We start from the raw sequence: 18,817 nt of genomic DNA, 5'->3' as shown, positions 1-18,817 counted from the left end.
TGGGCGGGCGGTGGCGTATGCGCGTAAGCCTCACGGCGATCGCCACCGCCATGCTGCTCAACGCCTGCTCGTTCACGCCCACGTATCACGTGCCGGCCGCGGCCATCCCCACGCACTTCAAGGAGGCCGGCGACTGGCAGCTCGCGCGTCCGGCCGACCAGTTGCCGCGCGACGGCTGGTGGAAAGCGTTCAAGGATCCGGTGCTCGACCAGCTCGAGCCGCAGGTGGCCAAAGCCAATCCAAACGTCGCCGCCGCGCTCGCGCGTCACGACGAAGCCGATGCGCTCACCGCGCGGGCCCGCTCCGCGCTGTTGCCCACCGTGGGCCTCGACGCCCAGGTCGAGCGCGAGCGGCAATCGGCGCTGCGTCCGTTGCGCGGCGCGGGTCAGCCCAACGTGTACGACTCGAACACGCTCGATGTGGGGATCGGCTACGACCTCGACCTGTGGGGCAAGGTCCGCAACGAAGTGAAGGCGAACGAGGCGTCGAGCGTAGCGAGCGAAGCCGACCTCGCCTCGCTGCAACTGAGCCTGCAGGCGAAGCTCGCGACCACCTGGTTCAATCTGCTCGGACTCGATCAGCAATCCAAACTGTTGACCGATACGATCTCCACCTACAAGCGCGCGCTCGACCTGACCGAGAGCCGCCATCGCGGCGGCATCGCTTCGTCGCTCGACGTCTCGCGCGCACAGAACCAGCTCGCCGCCGCACAGGCCTCTTACGACGACGTGAGCGCGCGCCGCGCGCTCTACGAGCACGCAATCGCCACGCTCATCGGCGTGCCCGCCTCGCAGTTCAACGTCGCGCCCGACACGATCCGCCCGCATCTGCCGAACCTGCCGGCGGGGCTGCCCTCCACGCTGCTGCAGCGGCGTCCCGACATCGCCGCCGCCGAGCGCCGCGTGGCCGCCGCCAACGCGGAAATCGGCGTGGCGAAGGCGGCGTTCTTCCCGGATCTCTCGCTGGGTCTCGATGGCGGCTTCCAGAGCGACACGTTCTCGCCGTGGATCGCCGCGCCCAACGAGATGTGGTCGATCGGTCCCGAACTGATGATGACGATCTTCGACGGGGGCCGCCGCGAGGCGATCGTGCGCGGCGCGCGCGCGAAGCTCGCCGAGAATGGCGCCGACTACAAGGCCACCGTGCTCAACGCGTTCCAGCAAGTGGAGGACAACCTCGCGCTCCTGCATCACCTGGGCGACGAGGCGCAGCGCGAGGACGAGGCGCTCACGGCGGCGCAGCGCACGCTCACGCTCTCGATGTCGCAGTATCGCGACGGCGTGGTCAGCTATCTCGACGTGGTGACGGCGCAGACCACCGAGCTCTCCACGCAGATATCGTCGCTCGAACTGGACACGCGGCGTCTGGATGCCACCGTGGGCCTCATTCAGGCGATTGGGGGCGGCTGGAGCACGCAACAGCTTGGCGACGACACGGCATCGGCTACAAAGGCCACAGGAAGCTCGGCAGCGACGCCAGCGACCGCAGCGACCGCAGCGACCGCAGCGTCGAAGGCGGACACGGATGCGGCTGCGGCAACCTCAAAAGCGACGGCAGCGGCTACGTCATAGGGTGACTTTCAGCGCCACGTTGGCGCGCCTGACTCGTCCGGCACGGCGCCCGACACACTCAACGTGCGTGCGTCGGGCGCCGTTTTTTTATCGCGCGTATTTTCGGAGGCCAGGCTTGCGGCCTCCGTGTCATCGCAGGGTCATGCAAGGAAGCCATCGTTTCGCCTACACCCACCCTGCAAAACTTGCGGCGAGCCGTGCACGCGTGCGCTGCGCAGTCACGAGGCGATTCGACATGACGAAGAAGAACACTCCCGACGCATCCACCCCAGACACCGCCGCAGGCGTCTCGCGCCGCGGCTTCCTCAAGCTCGCCGGCGCCTCCAGCTTCGCCGGCGCGGCAGGCGCGGCGGCTGCGCTCACGGGCGTCGCGAAAGCCGGCACGGCCACGCCCGATGGCACGCCCGAGCAGATCCACCTCACCTGGGGCGCAGACCCGAGAAGCGAAGTCGTGGTCTCGTGGGCATCGCTCGCGGCCGCCACGCATCCGCGCGTAACCTACAGCGCAGACCGTGGCCACCGCGAAGTCGTGAACGCGGTTCAGCGCACCTACACGGACGGCCTCACGGGCGTCGTCGTGTTCACGTATCACGCACGCCTCTCCGGCCTGCACGCCGACTCGACCTATCGCTACGAAGTCACCGCCGACAACGACAGCCACGCGGGCAGCCCATTCAGCGCGAGCTTCACCACCGCGCCGCACGGACGCAAGCCGTTTCGCTTCACGAGCTACGGCGACCTCGCCACACCCAACACCGGGTGGGTGCTCTCGTCGCCACAAAGCCGCTTCGCCGTGGAGGCCGTCGAGCGCTTCCAGCCGCTCTTCCATTTGCTCAACGGCGACCTCTGCTACGCGAACCTGAACCCCGCGCATCAGACCGACGTGTGGCGCGACTTCGCGAACAACAACCAGAGCTCGTCGTCGAACCGCCCGTGGATGCCCTGCCCCGGCAACCACGAAATCGAGTTCTACAACGGCCCGCAAGGGCTCGAGTCGTATCTCACGCGCTATACGCTGCCCGAGAACGGCACGCGCTTTGCGGGCCGCTGGTACAGCTTCCGCGTGAGCAACGTGTTGTTCGTCTCGCTCGACGCCGACGATGTCGTGTACCAGGACGCCGCCGCGTTCGTGGCGGGCCCCACGCCGCTCGTCCCCGCGGCCAGCACGGGCAACGCGCCCATCGCGGCGGGCACGTCGTTCTACGTGCGCGGCTACAGCAACGGCGAGCAGACGCGCTGGCTCGAAAAGACGCTGCGCCACGCCTCGGGCGAAGACGACATCGACTGGATCGTCGTGCAGATGCATCAGGATGCGCTGAGTTCCTCGAAGACGGGCAATGGCTCGGACAAGGGCATCCGCGAGGCCTGGCTGCCGCTCTTCGACCGCTACGGCGTGGACCTCGTGGTGTGCGGCCACGACCACGACTACGAGCGCAGCTATCCGGTGCGCGGCTGCAATCATCATGCGGGTGTGGACGCGACGACGGGCACGCCCGTCGACACGCTGCAGCCGAAGCCCGCAGCAAGCGCACAAGCAGGCACCAATACGTTCGACACGAGCCACGGCACGATCCACCTGATCCTGGGCGGTGGCGGCACGAGCGCGCCGCTCGACGTCTACGGCGTGGACGTCGGCAACGGCAATCCGCAGGCGAAGGTGTTCACGAAGCCCAACCGGCCCGTGCCGGGCACGGCGCCGGGAAGCTGGGTGCGCGCGGGCGCCGATGCGCTCGAAGACGCGATCTGGTCTGCGCAGCGCGATACGGGTACCGGTTATGGGATCGCCGTGTTCGACGTGGACCCGGGCGAGCACGGCGGCAAGACCACCATCACGATGAACTACTATCACGCGCCGGGCGCCGACCAGACGCCCACGTCGAACTACGAGCTCTTCGAGACGTCACGCTCGCGAAGTCGCGTAAATGAGCGCATCACCAGGCGCGACCAGGCGCGGCTACAAGCGCCTCGACCTGGTGACCCTGATGACTGGCGGCGGCGTTCAGGCGAGCCCTGGCGCCGCCGCTTGCAGTACGTCCACGCGCTTGGGCACGAGGCCGAGATCGAGGAAGGTATCGGCGATCTTCTGCTGTTCGCCGAGGATGGTCTTCGTGATCGGCACCGTGCCGAACTGCGTGCGATCGACCGCCTGCGCAACCACGGGCGCGGGCAGCCCCCAGAGCTTCGCAAGCTCGGCAGCATACGCCGCGCGATTGTTCTTGCCCCATTCGTCGGTTTTGGCGACCTCGTCAATCAGCACGCGAATCACGTCGGGGTTCTGACTCGCGTAGTCGCGCGACGAAAAGTAAAAGCCGCGATTGACCACCACGCCGCTCGCATCGGCCAGCACGCGCGCGCCAAAGCTTGCCTGCGCCGCCGCGAAGAACGGGTCCCAGATGACCCACGCGTCGATGGAGCCATTCTCGAAGGCTGCGCGCGCATCGGCCGGCGCGAGGAACACCGGATGCACGTCGCGGTAATCGAGCCCGTGCTTGCGCAGCAATTGCACGAGGAAATAGTGGACGTTGCTGCCCCGGTTGAACGCGACGCGCTTGCCCTTCAGATCGGCGACCTCGCGCAGCGTCGAGTTGCGCGGCACGAGCACCGCTTCCGATTGCGGCCGCGGCAGCGTGGCCGCCACGTAGGCGAGTGGCGCGCCCGCAGCCTGCGCGAAGATGGGGGGCGCCTCGCCCACGTCGCCGAAATCGATCGAGCCCACATTGAGCGCCTCCAGTTGCACGGGGCCCGCATTGAACTCCGTCCATGTGACCTTGACGCCCAGCGGCGCGAGCCGCTGCTCGAGCGTGCCACGGCCCTTCAGGAGGCTCAGCGCGCCCTTCTGGTTACCAATGCGCAGGGTGCGCGCGGCGTTCGCCGCAAAGGCGCGAGGCGCGCTCAGGGCGGGCAGCGCGACGGCAGCCGCACCCAGTGAAAGTTTGAGGAATGCGCGGCGTGTGCTCATAGGTTCGTATCGACGGTCGTGACGGAAAGTTCAACCGATTCTACGAAGCGCCCAGGCAAATCAGAACGATGGAGTTATCGGATTCAAATCAGTTACAGGACTAAGGGAGTGGGCGGCCCTTACCCTACTTGATGCAAAGCAAATTATGAGACCGCCCGGCCGCTAAGCTTACGAGCGGCGCGCATGTGCACCTCAATGTGCAGATGCGGCATCCGAGTTCCTCCTACAGAACAATTCCACCGAAGCGCAAATGAAAAAACCTCTTCTTGCCGGGCTGGCACTTGTTGCCGCGCTCGGCGCCGTTAATGCGGCCGCTCAGAGCACTCAACCCGCCCAACCCACTCAACCCGCGCAAACGGCCTCAGCCGCTCCGGCCCGGTCGATCGACCAGGCCGATGTGTTTCTGAGCATCTGCCAACAGCCGGAGAATCACGACGCCTGCGTCATGTATTTCGCGGGCTACACCAACGGCGCGCTGGTTCAGACCCTGATCGACAAGCAACCGCCGCGCTACTGCATCCCGTCCAATATCCCGCGCAAGGACCAGCTCAGCGCGATCGTGACCTGGATGAAAGGTCACCTTCAATTCGTTCTCGAACCTACCGGCGCTGTCATCTACAAGGCGCTGATCGCCACGTTCCCCTGCCGCTAGGCGCGGCGGCGCGGGATGACGTTCTTGATTCAACGAACTCTCGCGCCTCGATAAACATTTCTTCATATTCCTGCATCGGGTTCGATAGGCTGACCTAACTATTCTCTCCATACCGGGATGCGATCCATCGCATTCGCTAACCGGCCAACCAAATATGTTCCCTGGAGGATAGTTCCATGAAGTCGCTCATGATCGTTGCAGCTCTCGCCGGCGCCGTTGTCACCACGTCCGCTTTCGCGCAAACCACGGCGCCCGCGCAAAACACCTACCCGGCCAACACCACGACGGTCGCCATGAACAACACGGCCACGGCTTTCCAGCAAGGCGGTTGGGTAGCGCCCGATGGTGTGCAAGTCGCGCCGAAGACGCGCGCGCAGGTCTATCACGAACTCGTGCAAGCGGAGCAGGACGGCCAGCTCGCGTACCTGAATTCCACCCTCTACGCACACTGAAGCCTTGCTGCGCCTGGCGCGCAGCCCGCGAACAGGTCACAGGAGAACGGCACGCCATGCGCGTGCCGTTGCTTTTTTTTGCGCGACAGGTACACGCGCGTTGCCGCTCATGTGACCTGAAATCCCACAAACGGTTACCTTCGGCGCGCGGCGCGAGTTTTGTCTGAGCGATGCATGCGTTGCGGCCTCGGCTGCTGCTTCCATTGCCGCCCGCGCAGCGCATGACGCGCTACCTGAGCGCTGCGCGTGACGCGCGCTCAGGTGACACTCCCGTGACACTCAAGCCGACTTGGGCAGCGTGATTTGATAGCCGTAGCGGCTGATGGTCTCGATGCGCACTTCGATGGCCTCGCGCTCGAGCTTGCGGCGCAACCGCGAGACAACGAGGTTCACGGTCGACGGATCGATATCGTCCTTCTCGGGCCAGGCGTAGCGGATCATCTGGTCGCGCGGCACGGGCATGTTGACCTGGCGCAGCAGGCATTCGATGAGCAGGTATTCGCGGCGCGTGAGCTCCGCGCGCCGCGCGCCTTCCACGATCTCGCGCGTGCTCGCGTCGAGCAGCGGCGCCACGGCGGCGCCTTGCCCGGATGGCGGCGCGACTGTCGCGCCGGTGCGCAGCAGCGCGAGCATGCGCTCGTGCATTTCGATGAACGAGAACGGATAGCGAAAGCACGCGTCGGCGCCCGCGCGCAGCAACTCCGAGCGCTCGTGCGCCCCAGCTTCGATGCCGAGCACCGCGATGATGGTCGCGCCGTTCGTCGCCTTCGCGAGGGCGGGCAGCAGGGCGAGCAGCTCGGGCAGCAAGACGCCGTCGAGCGCGACGGCGATCACCGCATCGAAAGGCTCTTCGCCCGCGAGATAGACGCCGTCGCGCAGTTCGTGCGCGCGTTGCAGGCTGTGGGCGCTTTCCTGCAGGGCCTTTTGCAGCCATGCGCCTTCGGCATGGCATGGCGAGATGAGGAGTATGCGCATAGGCTCGTGTGTGGGTTGGCTCGGTTTGCCCCAGTTTGTCCCGCTCAGGTGAGCGCGCGCGGCCAGCATTCGACGCTCATGCGTGTGCCTGGCCCGCCCGCTCGATTCGCTTCGTTCGCGGCCTTCGCGAGATCGCGCGCGTCGTCCATGCGCAGCGTGAAGTCGTGCACGCGCATGACCGCCGCCACGACGCTCAGGCCCAGCCCCGAGCCCGCTATATGGCGCACGGTATCGCCCCGATAAAAGCGCTGCAGCACGGCGGCGCGCTCACCCGGCGCGATGCCCGGGCCGTTGTCCGCCACTTCGAGCAGCGGCCCGAGCGCCGTGGCGCGCAAGGTCACGCTGACGATCCCGCCTTGCTCGGGTGCGAACTTGATGGCGTTGTCGATGAGGTTGCTGAAGGCTTCGAAGAGCAGCGCACGGTCGCCGTGAATCTCGCTGACCGGTGCGGTGCTCACGCGCCATTCGATCTCGCGGCTTTCGGCAAGGGGTTCGTAGAGTTCGGCCAGCTCCTGCACGAGCGCCTGCAAGTCGACGGTCGCAAAGCCGCCGCGACGGTGCAGCGTGCCGATCTCGGAAATGCGCAGCATCGCGCGGAAACGCTCGAGCAACTGGCCCGTCTCGGCGCGCGCGCGCTCGACGAGGTCCGTGCCCGCATCGTCGCCACGCAGGCTCTCGCGTTCGGCGACGCGCGCGAGCAGCGTATGCAGATGCACGAGCGGCGTGCGCAGGTCGTGCGCAATGCCATCGCACGCGCCCTTGACCTCGCCCATCAAGCGCTCGACCTCGTCGAGCATGTGGTTCACGAGATGCGCGAGCATGTCGAGCTCGTCGTCGCCGCCCACCGGCAGGCGCCGGTCCAGGTCGCCGCGCGCGATGCACTGCGTGACACGGCGGATCTCGCGCACGCGCCGGATCTGCCGCATGCCGAGCACGAGACCGCCCGCGAGCGCCGCGCACAGCGCGAGCACCGCCCCGAGAGACAGCGTGCGCACCACGATCTCGCGGATGCGCAGCACGCTTGTCATGTCGCGCGCGACGACCAGATGCATGCCATTGGGGCGCACCTCGCCCACGATGCGCACGATCGGCGACTGCGATTGATCGTCGGGCTTCAAGACATGCTTGAGCGTCGAGCCCACGCGGTCATAGACGAGGTTCGGCGGCGCCTCGAGGATGTCGCCGGCCACGTAGCGGCCGTCGCTCGTGAAGAGGCCGTAGTAGTTCACATGCATGCGCTCGTATTCGAGCCGCTGGTAGATCGCGACGGGCAGTTGCGCATCGGGAATCGAGTCGAAGTAGATGAGCTGCCAGCCCATGATGGTGTCGGCGTCGTGCTCGATCGAACTGGTCGCGAACCACGCAATGAAGCCGACCAGCAGCGTAAGGAACACGCCGAACAGCGCGGTGTAGGCGCACAACCAGCGAAACGTCGTGGTGTGCCAGCGCCGGCGCGGTATCGCGGGCGCGGAGGAGGAGGGGCGGCTCGTCACGCGGGATTATCCGAGAATGTAGCCGGAGCCACGCACCGTCTGGATGAGCGCCGGCACGCCCGGCGGATCGATTTTCTTGCGCAGGCGGCCCATGTGCACGTCGATCAGGTTGGTGCCTGGATCGAAGTGGTAGCCCCAGACCGCCTCGAACAACATGGTGCGCGTAATGGTCTTGCCCGCATGGCGCATCATGAATTCGAGCACGCGGTATTCGGTGGGCAGGAGCGCGACTTCTTCGCCGTCGCGGCGCACCTTGCGGGAGATGAGGTCGAGCTCGAGCGGCCCGACGCGCAGCGCCGTCTCGCGCACGACGCTCGCGCCCTGGCGGCGGCGCAGCAGGACTTCGAGGCGCGCGGTGAGCTCCTCGGGGTCGAAAGGCTTCGTGAGGTAGTCGTCGCCGCCCGCGCGCAGGCCACGCACACGCTCGTCGACGTCGCCGAGCGCGCTCAGCATCAGCACCGGCGTCTGGATGCCGACCGTGCGCATGGCCGTGAGGATCGACAGGCCGTCGACGCCCGGCAGCATGCGGTCCAGCGTGATGGCGTCGTATTCGTCGCTCATCGCGCGCGCCATGCCGTCGCGGCCGTTGTCTACCCAGTCGACGGCAAAGCCGCGTTGCGTCAGCTCGCTGACAATTTCATTGGCTGTGACGGCATCGTCTTCCACCGTCAATACGCGCACCTGGCTCATTTCCTCGCACTCCGCCGCGCGTCACATGCGCGGCCTCTTTCGAAGTGCAAGTTTACCGTCGTAAGGCCGCTGTGCCGCGCTGGCTTTCATGAAATTAAATTTAGGTTTGCAAACGCCTGCCACCGCTTTGGCCATGCACCGCATGCTTTCAGTTATCTTGCGGGCCGATGCATGACGCGGCGGCGCCGGGCAGCCTCATTCGGCTCAGCGCGCTGGATCGGCGCGCAAATCGAGCTGGTAGCCGTAGCGGTTGATGGTCTCGATCTGCGCACGCGCGCCGTGCGTGATGAACTTGCGGCGCAGCCGCGACACCACCAGATTCACGCTAGAAGGCTCGACGTCGCCCTTCTCGGGCCACGCATAGCGGATGAGATGCTCGCGCGCGACCGGCGCGTTCGCGTGGCGCAGCAGGCATTCCACCAGCAGATATTCGCGCGTGGTGAGCGAGATGCGCCGCTCATCGACGACCAGGTCGCGCGTGAGCGGGTCGAGCCGCGCTGCGCGCGGCCCCGCCTGGACGAGCGCGGTGCGCCGCAGCGCGAGCATGCGCTCCTGGATCTCGAGAATCGACCAGGGCTGCACGAAGCAGGCGTCGGCGCCCGCGCGCAACAGTTGCGCGCAATCGGCGGGGGTCGCGCGCGTGAGCGCGACAACGATCGCCGGCGCATCAGGCAGACGCGTGAAAGAGCCGAGCACCTCGGTGAAACCTTCGTGCGCGTTCGCGCCGCTGGTGCAAAGAATCACCGTATCGAACGGCTCCTGGGAGGCAAGATAGACGGTGTAATGAAGGTTGTCGGCAACCTCGACGCTATTGAGGCTCTCGCTCAGCGCCTTGTATAGATAGCTCCGCTCCGCGTCGGAGGAGGAGCACAGCAGGACTCTCATTGATAACGCGTGTTGTGCCAGGAGTGAGCAGGCCAACAGTCGATGGTGACGGTCGTGCCCGTGCCTGTGCCCGTGCTCATGCTCGCGTGCGCGGCTGTGCCTGGCCCGGCGCCGTGAGCGAACTCGGGCGCGAAGGCGGGCACAAAGTCGGGCACCGCCGCGCCGATGGCGAGCCGGTAGTCGTGCAGCCGCAAGACCGCGGCGACGATGCCGAGTCCGAGGCCCGTACCCGGCACATGGCGGGCTGCGTCGCTGCGGTAGTAGCGGCCGAGCACCGCGTCGCGTTCTTCGGGCGCGATGCCGGGGCCGTTGTCGGTGACGCTGAATTGCGCGCCCGCATAGGTCGCGTGCAGCGCGACACGCACCGCGCCGCCGTGGGGTGCGAATTTGATCGCGTTGTCGAGCAGATTGCTGAAGGCTTCGAAGAGCAGCGCACGGTCGGCGTCAACAGGCGCAACGTCGGCCAGCGCAATGCGCAACTCAATGGCCTTCTCTTCGGAAAGTGGGGCGTACAGTTCGCACAGTTCGGCCACGAGATCGGCAAGCGCCACCGGTGCGAACGCGCTGCGCCGTTTGATTGCGCCAATCTCAGAGATGCGCAGGAGTGCAGAGAAACGTTCGAGCACAGTGTCGGCTTCCTCGCGCGCGCTCACGAGCACGGCGGCCATGGCAGGCTCGCCGCGGCGCTCCATTGCGTCGGCCGCGTGCGAAAGACGCAGGCGCAGCCGCGTGAGCGGCGTGCGCAGGTCGTGCGCGATGCCGTCGCAAGCGCTCTTGACCTCGCCCATCAGCCGCTCGACTTCGTCGAGCATGCGGTTGACGAGATGGGCCAGCATATCGAGCTCGTCGCGGCCCGCAACGGGCAACCGCTCGCCGAGATCGCCGCCGGCTATGCGGCCGGTCGCGCGCCGGATCTCCGCCACACGACGGATCTGCCTCATGCTCAGCAGCAGCCCGGCGCAGAGACTGCCGCACAGGCACAGCAGGCCACCTCCGTATAGCGCCTTCAACAACTCGCCATGCACGTGGCGCACATCGGACAGCGTGCGCGCCACGACGAGGCGCGAGCCGTCCGCGCGCACTTCGCCCATCGCGCGCAGCGCGGGCTGTGCAGCGCCGATATCGAGCATCATGGTTTGTCCACGCACGTGCTCATGCGAGCGGCCCCAAGGGTCGAGCGCGAGTTCGGCGGGCATCGCATGGATGTCGCCGGCGATCCAGTGACCATCGGCGGAAAACAGGCCATAGAAGTTCTGGCGTCGGTTTTCGCGACGCAGGCGCGCGTCGATGGCGGCGCCGAGCGACGCGTCACTGCGCGAGTCGAAGTAGCGCAGTTGCCAGCGCAGGCCGCTGTCGGTCTCGCGGATCATCGCGTGGGTCACCGAATACTGGATGAAGCCCAGTAGCACCATGAACGACACCGAAAAGATCGCCGCGTAGGCGGCGAACCAGCGGAAGGTCGTGGTCTGCCAGCGGTCGTGGCCAATATCGCCCGCCTGCGCCCGCACACGCGGTGCCTCGGGCACGAACGCGCCTGTGCGGCCCGCCACCCAGCCAGGCAGGTTCATTGAGCGCCTCGCACCGGCTGCGGTAGGGCGCAAGGCTCCATGCCGCACACGCGCCGCGGCGAAGTTTGATGCAGGTGCGCCGTGATTTCGCTGACTGACATGACTCTCCCGATGGCTAACCCCGCCGACGATGAACGATGCGCGCGGCGACGATCCATCGAGGACCCACCATGGACCAATACGCGCGCCTCGCCATGATAGGGGGGGCGATGCGCTGCAACGGCATCAGCACGATGAAGAGCGGGTCATGTTCTTACCGGCTGATGACGGCTGGCTGTCAGTTTGTCAATTCGGAGCAACACGAAGAGGTTCGGGACTGCGAGGCGCAGGTTTGAATGGAGCCCCCATCGCATGCGTCTGACGACGGCGCGAGCCGTTGGGCCCATCGCGTTCGCCGGGGCCGTTGCATCGATGAAAGTTCTTTCATCCTGTTGAGCGCATTTCAGAGCTGCCCGCTGCTTATGCTCGACGCTCGTTGGCATGCCACGGGTGCGATGTCGTTCTGCGTCGCGGGCATGCCGCTCGTTCGTCGGCACATGTGCCGGCTCATTCGTCCATAGACAGTCGGAGGTCACCATGAAGCGTTGGCTCAAGTTCGCATTGATCCCTTTCCTTGGCGTCGCAAGCGCAAGCGCGTTCGCTGCACCCCAGCTCACGCCGCACGCGTGTCACAGCTATCCGTTCGTACGGCCCGCTCACGAGGTGACGCACGGTGAACTCATGCAGGAACTGAAGGACCTCTCGCTGGTTGGCTACCAGGAGCATGCGGTGGACAACGATTATCCGTCCGACCTTCAGGCGGCTCAGGAACGGCTCAGCAGCCTCTATCGTCACGATTGCCTTGCATCACCTACGGCGTCGGCGACGCAGCAGCCGACGCAGACACAGGCGCAGGCAGAGTGACGACTGGAAAACGTGCGCGTAAAGGTCACCTGTGCGCAATGGTGCGATGCACCTTGCGGCACTGGCCGGGAACGTGAAGGTGACTTACGCGCTCGTTTCCCATATTTGGTGACCTGCTGCAGGTAACCCGATATGGGAGGTGGGGACCTTTCGCTGAATGCCCTCGAGGACCACACAGCTGCGGAGCAGCAAGAGACAGGGCAGACGGATGACGGTTTTTCGGACGCCAGGCGTCTAGCAAAGCATTGAGCTTCTCAGGCGGCACTCAGATCCCACAGACGGTTACCTTTTAGCTTTGGCTTGTCCCATAGCAAGACACCATTGAGCGTCTTTTTTATATAAATCATTGAGTTAAGTTGCATACTCAATGTCAATCCTCAAGATTCGCTTCATAGGTCTCATGCTTTGGGAGCGCTTTTCGTGCGCTTAGTCCCATAGGTCACCGGGTTTGGGACAGCACCGGTTGGTGACCACTTACATCTCCATAGGGTCCCGGTTTTGGGAGACGTCTCTTTCATCGGACGCCTGTTTCAGTGTTTACCTTTTACGCTTTAGAAACTTTAGTAAACCTTTAGGCGTCGCAAAGCCTTACCTGGCATGGGTTTGCGGGCGATTTGGTGGCAACTTATGGGACCCGGGGAACCGGCTATGGGAGCTCGGGGTTGTGGATATGGGGGCTCGGTAGCCTCGCATGGGGATTCGGGTCTGTGGATATGGGGAAAAGGTGGCTCCGTATGGGAGAAATTGCCGAAAACCTCTGAGGTAACACTTTATGGGAACATGAAAAGGTAGCGCTCTATGGGACGCGAGGACCGCGTCTACCCGCACTGAAGGCCTTTTGCGCTTCCAAAAGGTAGCCATTCCTGGGGAATCGTTGAGGTAACCGATTGTGGGGCGTAACTGCGGGGCGCTCTGGAGGTAACCTCTGGCGATTTGATCGGAGACCCCCGTGAACGCTCAGCCGGGACTTTGATGACGATCCCAAGGTAACGCGCTATGGGATCAATCGAGAGTACCCGGTTATGGGAGTTTTCTCGCGGGCAATGACCCAGAATGCGCTTGTTTCGGGCTATTCCAGGTGCCTATTTATGGGATAGGCGATAGGTCACCTGCAATGGGACATCTTTTACATGCTGTGGGGCCGAAGTCCACGAAGCAGCTGCTTTCCGAAATCTCCCATAAACAGATACCTGTGGGTAACTTGAACGAGAGTGAGTCCTCACTTGAGAGCTCCAGGTATCATGCTATGGGAGCAAATTCGGGGAGTCGAATCGCAATGGTCACCGGATATGGGATCGTACCTGGCCCGCTGGAACGTACTCGTTGGCCGTCTGGATGCCCGACACAGCGGCTAAAAGCAAGGGTTGTCAACTTTTCCGACACGCGGTGTCGTGCTCCCGCATACGCGTGCGGCGCAGCCTTGAGTCACCTGATTGGTTGGTATACAGTTACCAACCGACCAGGTTCCCTTTTCACGTGGGTCATATGGCAAGAAAAAAGGCCGATGCCGGCGATGCCGACAAGCAAGGTGCACTCGTATTCCAGCAAGGCCAGCCGCCTGATCTCTTCCGCAAGGCGGTCCCCGCGATTCACATCGCGCCGAAATCCGGATCGATCAGCCTCCAGCAGCGCAAGATGTTTAGTTCGCTGATCAAGAACGCGATCCGCCAGGATTCTCTCGAAGCCGGCCGCTCTTCGTTCGAGATCACGATCTCCGCCCTCTCGCAGGACGTCGATCTGAACAGCAACAATACAGAGTACGTCAAGGAGACGATCAATTCGCTGATCAGCACGGTCGTCAACTGGGACTATCTCACGCAGGACAAACGCAGCATCTGGAAGGCGTCCGGCTTGCTCGCCGGCGCTGAACTCGAACGCTCGGTGCTGCGCTATACCTTCTCCGAGCAGATTCGCGGCGAGCTTCTGAATCCCGAAATCTACGCAATGATCGACATGCGGATCACGCGTCAATTCAGGAAAGCACATTCGCTCGCCCTGTGGGAAAACGTCGTGCGTTACGAAGCGGTTGGCGTGACGGCGCGCTTTCCACTTGCGACGCTGCGCGACCTGATTCTCGGCCAGGATACCTCGGCGCAGTCGTACAAGCTCTACAAGCAGTTCAAGAGCCGCGTGCTGGTGCCCTGCATCAAGGAAGTCAACGAGATCTCGGACCACAACTTCGAGCTCATCGAGCACAAGGTGGGCCGCTCGGTGGTCGCCCTGCAGTTTCGCGTGACTCGCAAGCCGGAGACGGATCCGTCCCAGGAACTGCGTGCGAACGAGACCGTGCTCATCGGCGAGATGTCGAAATTCAGCGTTCCGGTCTCGGAGGCGCGACGTCTTTTGAAGCAGTACGGCGAGGAAAAGATTCGCACGGCTGTGGCCTATACGGCCGCGCGCCTCGCCCAGAAAAATGCGGCGCCACTCGCGAATGTGGCGGCCTACTTCCGCAAGGCACTGATGCAGGGCTATGAGCTGCCGGGCGCCAACGCGGCAGGCAGCACGAGCACCGATTCGGGCAAGGTGCGCGAGAGCCAGGATCAAGTGAAGGACCGGTATATCGCGGCGAAGATTGCCGAGGCGCGGGCCTACTTCAATGAGCTCGAGTACGACGATCAGACGGCGCTGATCAAGCGGTACAACGAAACGGTCGGCATGGACAAGCTCAAGGTCTCGACAGCCAAGGTGCCGAGCAAGATGGCGTCGACGAATTTCTTCCGCTGGGTGGTTCTCGATACCTGGGGCCAACCGACTGCCGCCGATCTGCTCGAGTTCCTGCTGAGCGGACAACAGGCGCCGGCAGCTGGCGATCTCCAGGCCATGGGCGATGTTGAGCTTGCGTTGAAGACGCGCGCTGAGTGATTGCACTGCCTTTCGCCGATTGGCGACTCCCTCTCCGATAATTTAGCGAAATTTATCTACTATAAGAAGATAGATAAATTTCGCCCCACCTGTTTTCCTCATACGTCGAAGCAGTGTTGAACAATTGATGTTTGGCGCTGGACTTAGGCGTGTCGTTTTCCCCACTGCCAGTGAGTGTCGTACTGGCTCGATCCATTCACTTCTTCGTTGCTACGTAGTCTCCACGTGGAGATTGCGTAGCTGCGCGTGCCGGTCGCGCAGGCGCATCGTTAGGCCGGTTAGTTATGGCCGACGGGAGCCATACTGGGTCGGGTCTACTCGCGCTGTATCTGTTGCCTCTTGCTGGGACACCGTTGGTTTCGCCACGATCGAACAGTGAGGGCTTGATGTAGCGCCGATAGGGGAACTGCCGCTGCTGCAGTGGCTAATGCTTGTCTGCCAGGTATCTTGCCAAAGAGCGATGGCTGGTCGATTGTGCTGAAGCCTCGACTGCCGGCACTTAAGATGGGCTGCTTACCTGCTTCTATAACCCAAGGATCTTCACGTGGAGATTGGGCCCACGCGCCTGGCGCCACGTACACCGAAGTTACTAGAGGCGAAGGAATTCGGGCACATGCCTGTCTTGCGGGAAGATGCACCCTGCACCCGTGCACAAAGTGATTCAAAGCAAGACCATGCAATCCGCGCTTATGATTGACTCTCCACGTGGAGATGAGACCATTCATTTGCAATGATATGCCGTTGAAACACGGCTGAATCAGGGTCGCCGCGATCGTTCTGAACTCAGCCAACGTCACAATCTCCACGTGGAGATCGAGTATCGGAGGTCGTAGAGACACGATTCTCCACTTCGCTCGCGCGGCCTTTGGGACGAACCTCCCGATCATCCGATTTCTGAATCGAGTCAATCTCGACATCCAGTGCTGGATTGAAACCGTCCGCAAAAAATACTTGAAACGAGACGAGTTTGAATTACCTCGCACAGATCCGACGAGGTCTCCACGTGGAGAACCCACTTCTGTGATTACATCGTCCGATCTCAGTCCTTCTGTAGTTGTCTCTTTACGAAGGCTCTATGCGTCGAATTCCTTGTCCAAATGGCCAATTTGGTTGTGAGCTGACAACGATTTCGGCGCTGAAGCTAGAATTTACTTTAACTTTCCGCTAGACTGCCAACTGACTCGCTGGAGAGTCTCCACGTGGAGATCGCGCGTGAAGCGGGTGCCGGCGGTGAACATTGCATGGAGAACCGAATGGGACTGGTCATAGCGGTAGCGAACCAAAAGGGCGGGGTGGGCAAAACCACGACCAGCATGAATCTGGCGGGTGCGTTTCAGTCCGAAGGCTATAAGGTCTACGTCGCAGACGCCGACGGCCAGCAATCGTGCATGAGTTGGTGTGCGGCGGCTGGGCCGGAAACCCCGCTTCCATTCCGCGTCGGTAGCATCAATAAGCTCGAAAAGATGATTGGCCCGGAGATTGCCGCGCTCGCGAACGACTACGACGTCGTCATCGTCGACTGCCCCCCGAATATCAACGATTTGACCACCGCCCGCGTACTTGCCGTCGCCGACGCAACCATTATCCCGACCGATGCATCGCCGATCGACATCTGGAGTAGTGAAGGGATGATGGAATTGGTCGAGCGCACGCGAGTGGCCAATCCTGCGGGAAAATTCGCAATTTTGCTGAATAAATCGAATTCCAAGACGCTCCTCCACACACAGATGAGCGCGATTCTTGCCGAGAGCAATGTCCGCGTGTTCGCGTCCACCGTCAAGCAACGCGAACTGTATCGCCAGGCGGCAGCGCTTGGCCGAACGGTCTTCGACGTCAAGGGCGTGCGCGGCGCGAAGGTCGCGAAGGACGAGATCTCAGCGGTCTACAGCGAAATCATTGCGCTCGTTCAGGAAGAGGAGGAGGTCGTCGATGGCAACTAAGCTCAATTTCACCAGCAAGGTTAGGGCGGGCATGGCGGTTGAGCGTGTGTCGGCGGGCGAGCGTCTTGCCGACGGTGACGTTGTCGGTATTGCGCAACGCGACGCATCGGTGGTGACGCTTGCCGAAGTGGCACCGGTGGAACCTGTTGCTCTGGAGGTTCACGCGGTGACGAAAATCCCGGTCGAGGACGTCGTCTCTAATCCGTATAATCCGCGCGCGTTCTACAGCGCAGAGACGATCGACGAGCTCGCGGAAAGTTTTGCCAAGCAAGGTCAGATCACGCCGATTCTCGTCACGCGCTTGCCCGAGTTTCCTGGCAAGTACGTGATCGTCGACGGTGAGCGCCGTATCAGGGCGGCGCGCTCGCGTGGCGACAAACATATCGATGCCGACGTCCGTGACGGTCTCGATAATCAGAACCTCTACTTGCGTGCATACCACGCCAACAAGGAGCGAGAGGAGCAGACGGTTTTCGACGACGCGCTTGCCTGGAAGAAGTTGCTCGACGATGGAGTTTATGTCGATCAGGTTGAATTGGGCGTCGCGGTCAGTGAGGATCCGAAGCACATCAGCAAGGTGATTTCGCTCACGTCTCTGCCGCCGTATCTGCTGCAGCGCATGGCGCAGCATCGCAAGGACATCGGCCTTGGCCATGCCTACAACATCAAGCTGATCTTCGATCGTGCTGGCGCAAGCGTTGCAGAGCATTGGCTCGGGCAGGTCATCGAAGGCAAGGCGAGCGTGCGCAAGCTCGAGGCGGCTGCGTCGGCGGAGGCGGGCGCACGTCGTATCGGACCGCGCCGCACGCATTATCAGTCGCGTGTGCAATTCAGTCGTCCGGATGGTGTCGCGCTCGGCGAGTTGAAGCTTTTTGGCGACGGTCGCGCTGAATTGAGCTTGAAGGGCCTCGCGGCGCCAGATCAGCAGCGTCTGGCCGAGCGTATGAAGGCAGTGATCGACGAATGGGCGGCCGAGATGGATACGATTGCTGCGGCAAACTAAGGTCGCACGCCTGAAAGTCGGAAAGGGCAGGGCCACAAAGGCGCCTGCCCTTTGCTTTTGGAGTGCAGGAGTTGACCCCGGTCGCTCACAAATGCAGCTAGGGTCGAAACCGTGAAACACCGCCAGAAAAATCGCCGCGCTAAAAATTTCTTTTTAAATCAATAGGATGTGCGATAATTCAGAGAATGTTTCACGGTTAGGTGTATTTCCTTTGAGGTTAAATGGTGCTTGTCACTTCAATTGCAGCCCCATGAGTGCTTCCTGACTCAAAACGTATCATATGGAATGTAATTCGTAGTTATTAAGACATTTCAGCGGATCGCGAGACGGATTGACAATCGCGCCCGCCTACGCCATGCTTGTAGGAATGAACTACCGCCGCTGCCCGATTACGCTGATTATTCGCACCATTCATCGAATGGTGGGTTAGCGTACGTCTGGCAAAAGCGACAACAACCCGCCCCACGAGGCGGGTTTTTTGTTTCCGCCTCCTGGCTAACAAGAGCAAAGAGACAGCACAGGAGCCGTCATGCAGGTCGAATCGAGCCAAACCATAGTCGAAGGCAACACAGCCAATGCTGCTAAGGTCAGAAGCCAGCCAGGCAACACGCAGCAGACCGATTACCTTCGCCTGATTCTCACCGCCCGCGTCTACGACGTGGCCCGCGAGACCGAGCTGGAGCGCGCGCCGAACCTCTCGGCACGCCTGCGCAACACCGTCCTGCTCAAGCGCGAGGACAACCAGCCCGTGTTCTCCTTCAAGCTGCGCGGCGCCTACAACAAGATGGCGCACCTGACGCCTGAGCAGCTCGAGCGCGGCGTGATCACCGCTTCGGCCGGCAATCATGCCCAGGGCGTCGCGCT

General features: G+C 62.9%; 14 protein-coding genes and 1 pseudogene. 9 read left to right on the top strand and 6 right to left on the bottom strand.

Annotated features, from left to right (window positions below):
- Positions 1 to 17: 17 nt before the first annotated feature.
- Together EYW47_RS34405 and EYW47_RS34400 are read left to right on the top strand one after the other, a co-directional pair.
- Positions 18 to 1,571, top strand: coding sequence for an efflux transporter outer membrane subunit (locus tag EYW47_RS34405; RefSeq protein WP_133199313.1), 1,554 nt, complete (start codon positions 18 to 20; stop codon positions 1,569 to 1,571).
- A gap of 235 nt (positions 1,572 to 1,806) precedes the next feature.
- Positions 1,807 to 3,471: pseudogene (locus EYW47_RS34400) on the top strand (purple acid phosphatase family protein); the annotation flags it as partial.
- Between the two features lie 99 nt (positions 3,472 to 3,570).
- On the opposite strand, the gene EYW47_RS34395 reads toward EYW47_RS34400, so the two are convergent.
- The gene (locus tag EYW47_RS34395) at positions 3,571 to 4,530 is read right to left on the bottom strand and encodes a sulfonate ABC transporter substrate-binding protein (protein ID WP_133199312.1); all 960 of its coding nucleotides are present in this window, start codon (positions 4,528 to 4,530) and stop codon (positions 3,571 to 3,573) included.
- A gap of 250 nt (positions 4,531 to 4,780) precedes the next feature.
- Between EYW47_RS34395 and EYW47_RS34390 the strand changes: the two genes are divergently transcribed.
- Both EYW47_RS34390 and EYW47_RS34385 read left to right on the top strand, forming a co-directional pair.
- Positions 4,781 to 5,182: a Rap1a/Tai family immunity protein gene (locus tag EYW47_RS34390; RefSeq protein WP_133199273.1), complete on the top strand. Its 402-nt coding sequence runs from the start codon at positions 4,781 to 4,783 to the stop codon at positions 5,180 to 5,182.
- A 176-nt stretch (positions 5,183 to 5,358) separates the two neighbouring features.
- Positions 5,359 to 5,634 carry a DUF4148 domain-containing protein gene (locus EYW47_RS34385; protein WP_232072309.1) on the top strand — a complete coding sequence of 92 codons (276 nt, stop codon included), beginning with the start codon at positions 5,359 to 5,361 and terminating at the stop codon, positions 5,632 to 5,634.
- A gap of 279 nt (positions 5,635 to 5,913) precedes the next feature.
- Here the strand turns inward: EYW47_RS34385 and EYW47_RS34380 are convergent, their stop codons facing one another.
- The 5 genes from EYW47_RS34380 to EYW47_RS34360 form a co-directional block, all read right to left on the bottom strand.
- Positions 5,914 to 6,609: a response regulator transcription factor gene (locus tag EYW47_RS34380; protein WP_133199272.1), complete on the bottom strand. Its 696-nt coding sequence runs from the start codon at positions 6,607 to 6,609 to the stop codon at positions 5,914 to 5,916.
- A gap of 44 nt (positions 6,610 to 6,653) precedes the next feature.
- Entirely contained in the window at positions 6,654 to 8,102 is a 1,449-nt protein-coding gene (locus EYW47_RS34375) for a sensor histidine kinase (protein ID WP_240764041.1), read from the bottom strand.
- Positions 8,103 to 8,108: 6 nt separating this feature from the next.
- Positions 8,109 to 8,783: a response regulator transcription factor gene (locus EYW47_RS34370; RefSeq protein WP_205710205.1), complete on the bottom strand. Its 675-nt coding sequence runs from the start codon at positions 8,781 to 8,783 to the stop codon at positions 8,109 to 8,111.
- Between the two features lie 213 nt (positions 8,784 to 8,996).
- Positions 8,997 to 9,677 (bottom strand): winged helix-turn-helix transcriptional regulator, encoded by a 681-nt coding sequence (locus EYW47_RS34365; RefSeq protein ID WP_133199270.1) that lies wholly within the window; start codon positions 9,675 to 9,677, stop codon positions 8,997 to 8,999.
- Positions 9,674 to 11,245: a sensor histidine kinase gene (locus EYW47_RS34360; RefSeq protein WP_133199269.1), complete on the bottom strand. Its 1,572-nt coding sequence runs from the start codon at positions 11,243 to 11,245 to the stop codon at positions 9,674 to 9,676. The genes EYW47_RS34365 and EYW47_RS34360 overlap by 4 nt, the downstream gene beginning before the upstream one ends.
- 576 nt (positions 11,246 to 11,821) lie before the next feature.
- Here EYW47_RS34360 and EYW47_RS34355 point away from each other — a divergent pair.
- The 5 genes from EYW47_RS34355 to EYW47_RS34335 all read left to right on the top strand — a co-directional run.
- Positions 11,822 to 12,148: a DUF4148 domain-containing protein gene (locus tag EYW47_RS34355; RefSeq protein ID WP_133199268.1), complete on the top strand. Its 327-nt coding sequence runs from the start codon at positions 11,822 to 11,824 to the stop codon at positions 12,146 to 12,148.
- Between the two features lie 1,485 nt (positions 12,149 to 13,633).
- Positions 13,634 to 15,010 carry a replication initiation protein gene (locus EYW47_RS34350; protein ID WP_133199267.1) on the top strand — a complete coding sequence of 459 codons (1,377 nt, stop codon included), beginning with the start codon at positions 13,634 to 13,636 and terminating at the stop codon, positions 15,008 to 15,010.
- A 1,199-nt stretch (positions 15,011 to 16,209) separates the two neighbouring features.
- A complete protein-coding gene (gene parA, locus EYW47_RS34345) occupies positions 16,210 to 16,950 on the top strand; it encodes a ParA family partition ATPase (protein ID WP_240764040.1) in 741 nt (246 codons plus the stop codon).
- Positions 16,940 to 17,953, top strand: a complete 1,014-nt coding sequence (locus EYW47_RS34340; protein ID WP_133199308.1) for a ParB/RepB/Spo0J family partition protein — start codon at positions 16,940 to 16,942, stop codon at positions 17,951 to 17,953. Before parA ends, EYW47_RS34340 begins: the two co-directional genes overlap by 11 nt.
- Before the next feature lie 529 nt (positions 17,954 to 18,482).
- Positions 18,483 to 18,817: pyridoxal-phosphate dependent enzyme (locus EYW47_RS34335; RefSeq protein ID WP_133199266.1), on the top strand; the 335-nt coding region annotated here is incomplete at its 3' end.

The sequence above is a fragment of the Paraburkholderia silviterrae genome (assembly GCF_004353915.1).
GTDB lineage: Bacteria > Pseudomonadota > Gammaproteobacteria > Burkholderiales > Burkholderiaceae > Paraburkholderia > Paraburkholderia silviterrae.
This window is presented reverse-complemented; position numbering and strand designations above follow the sequence as displayed.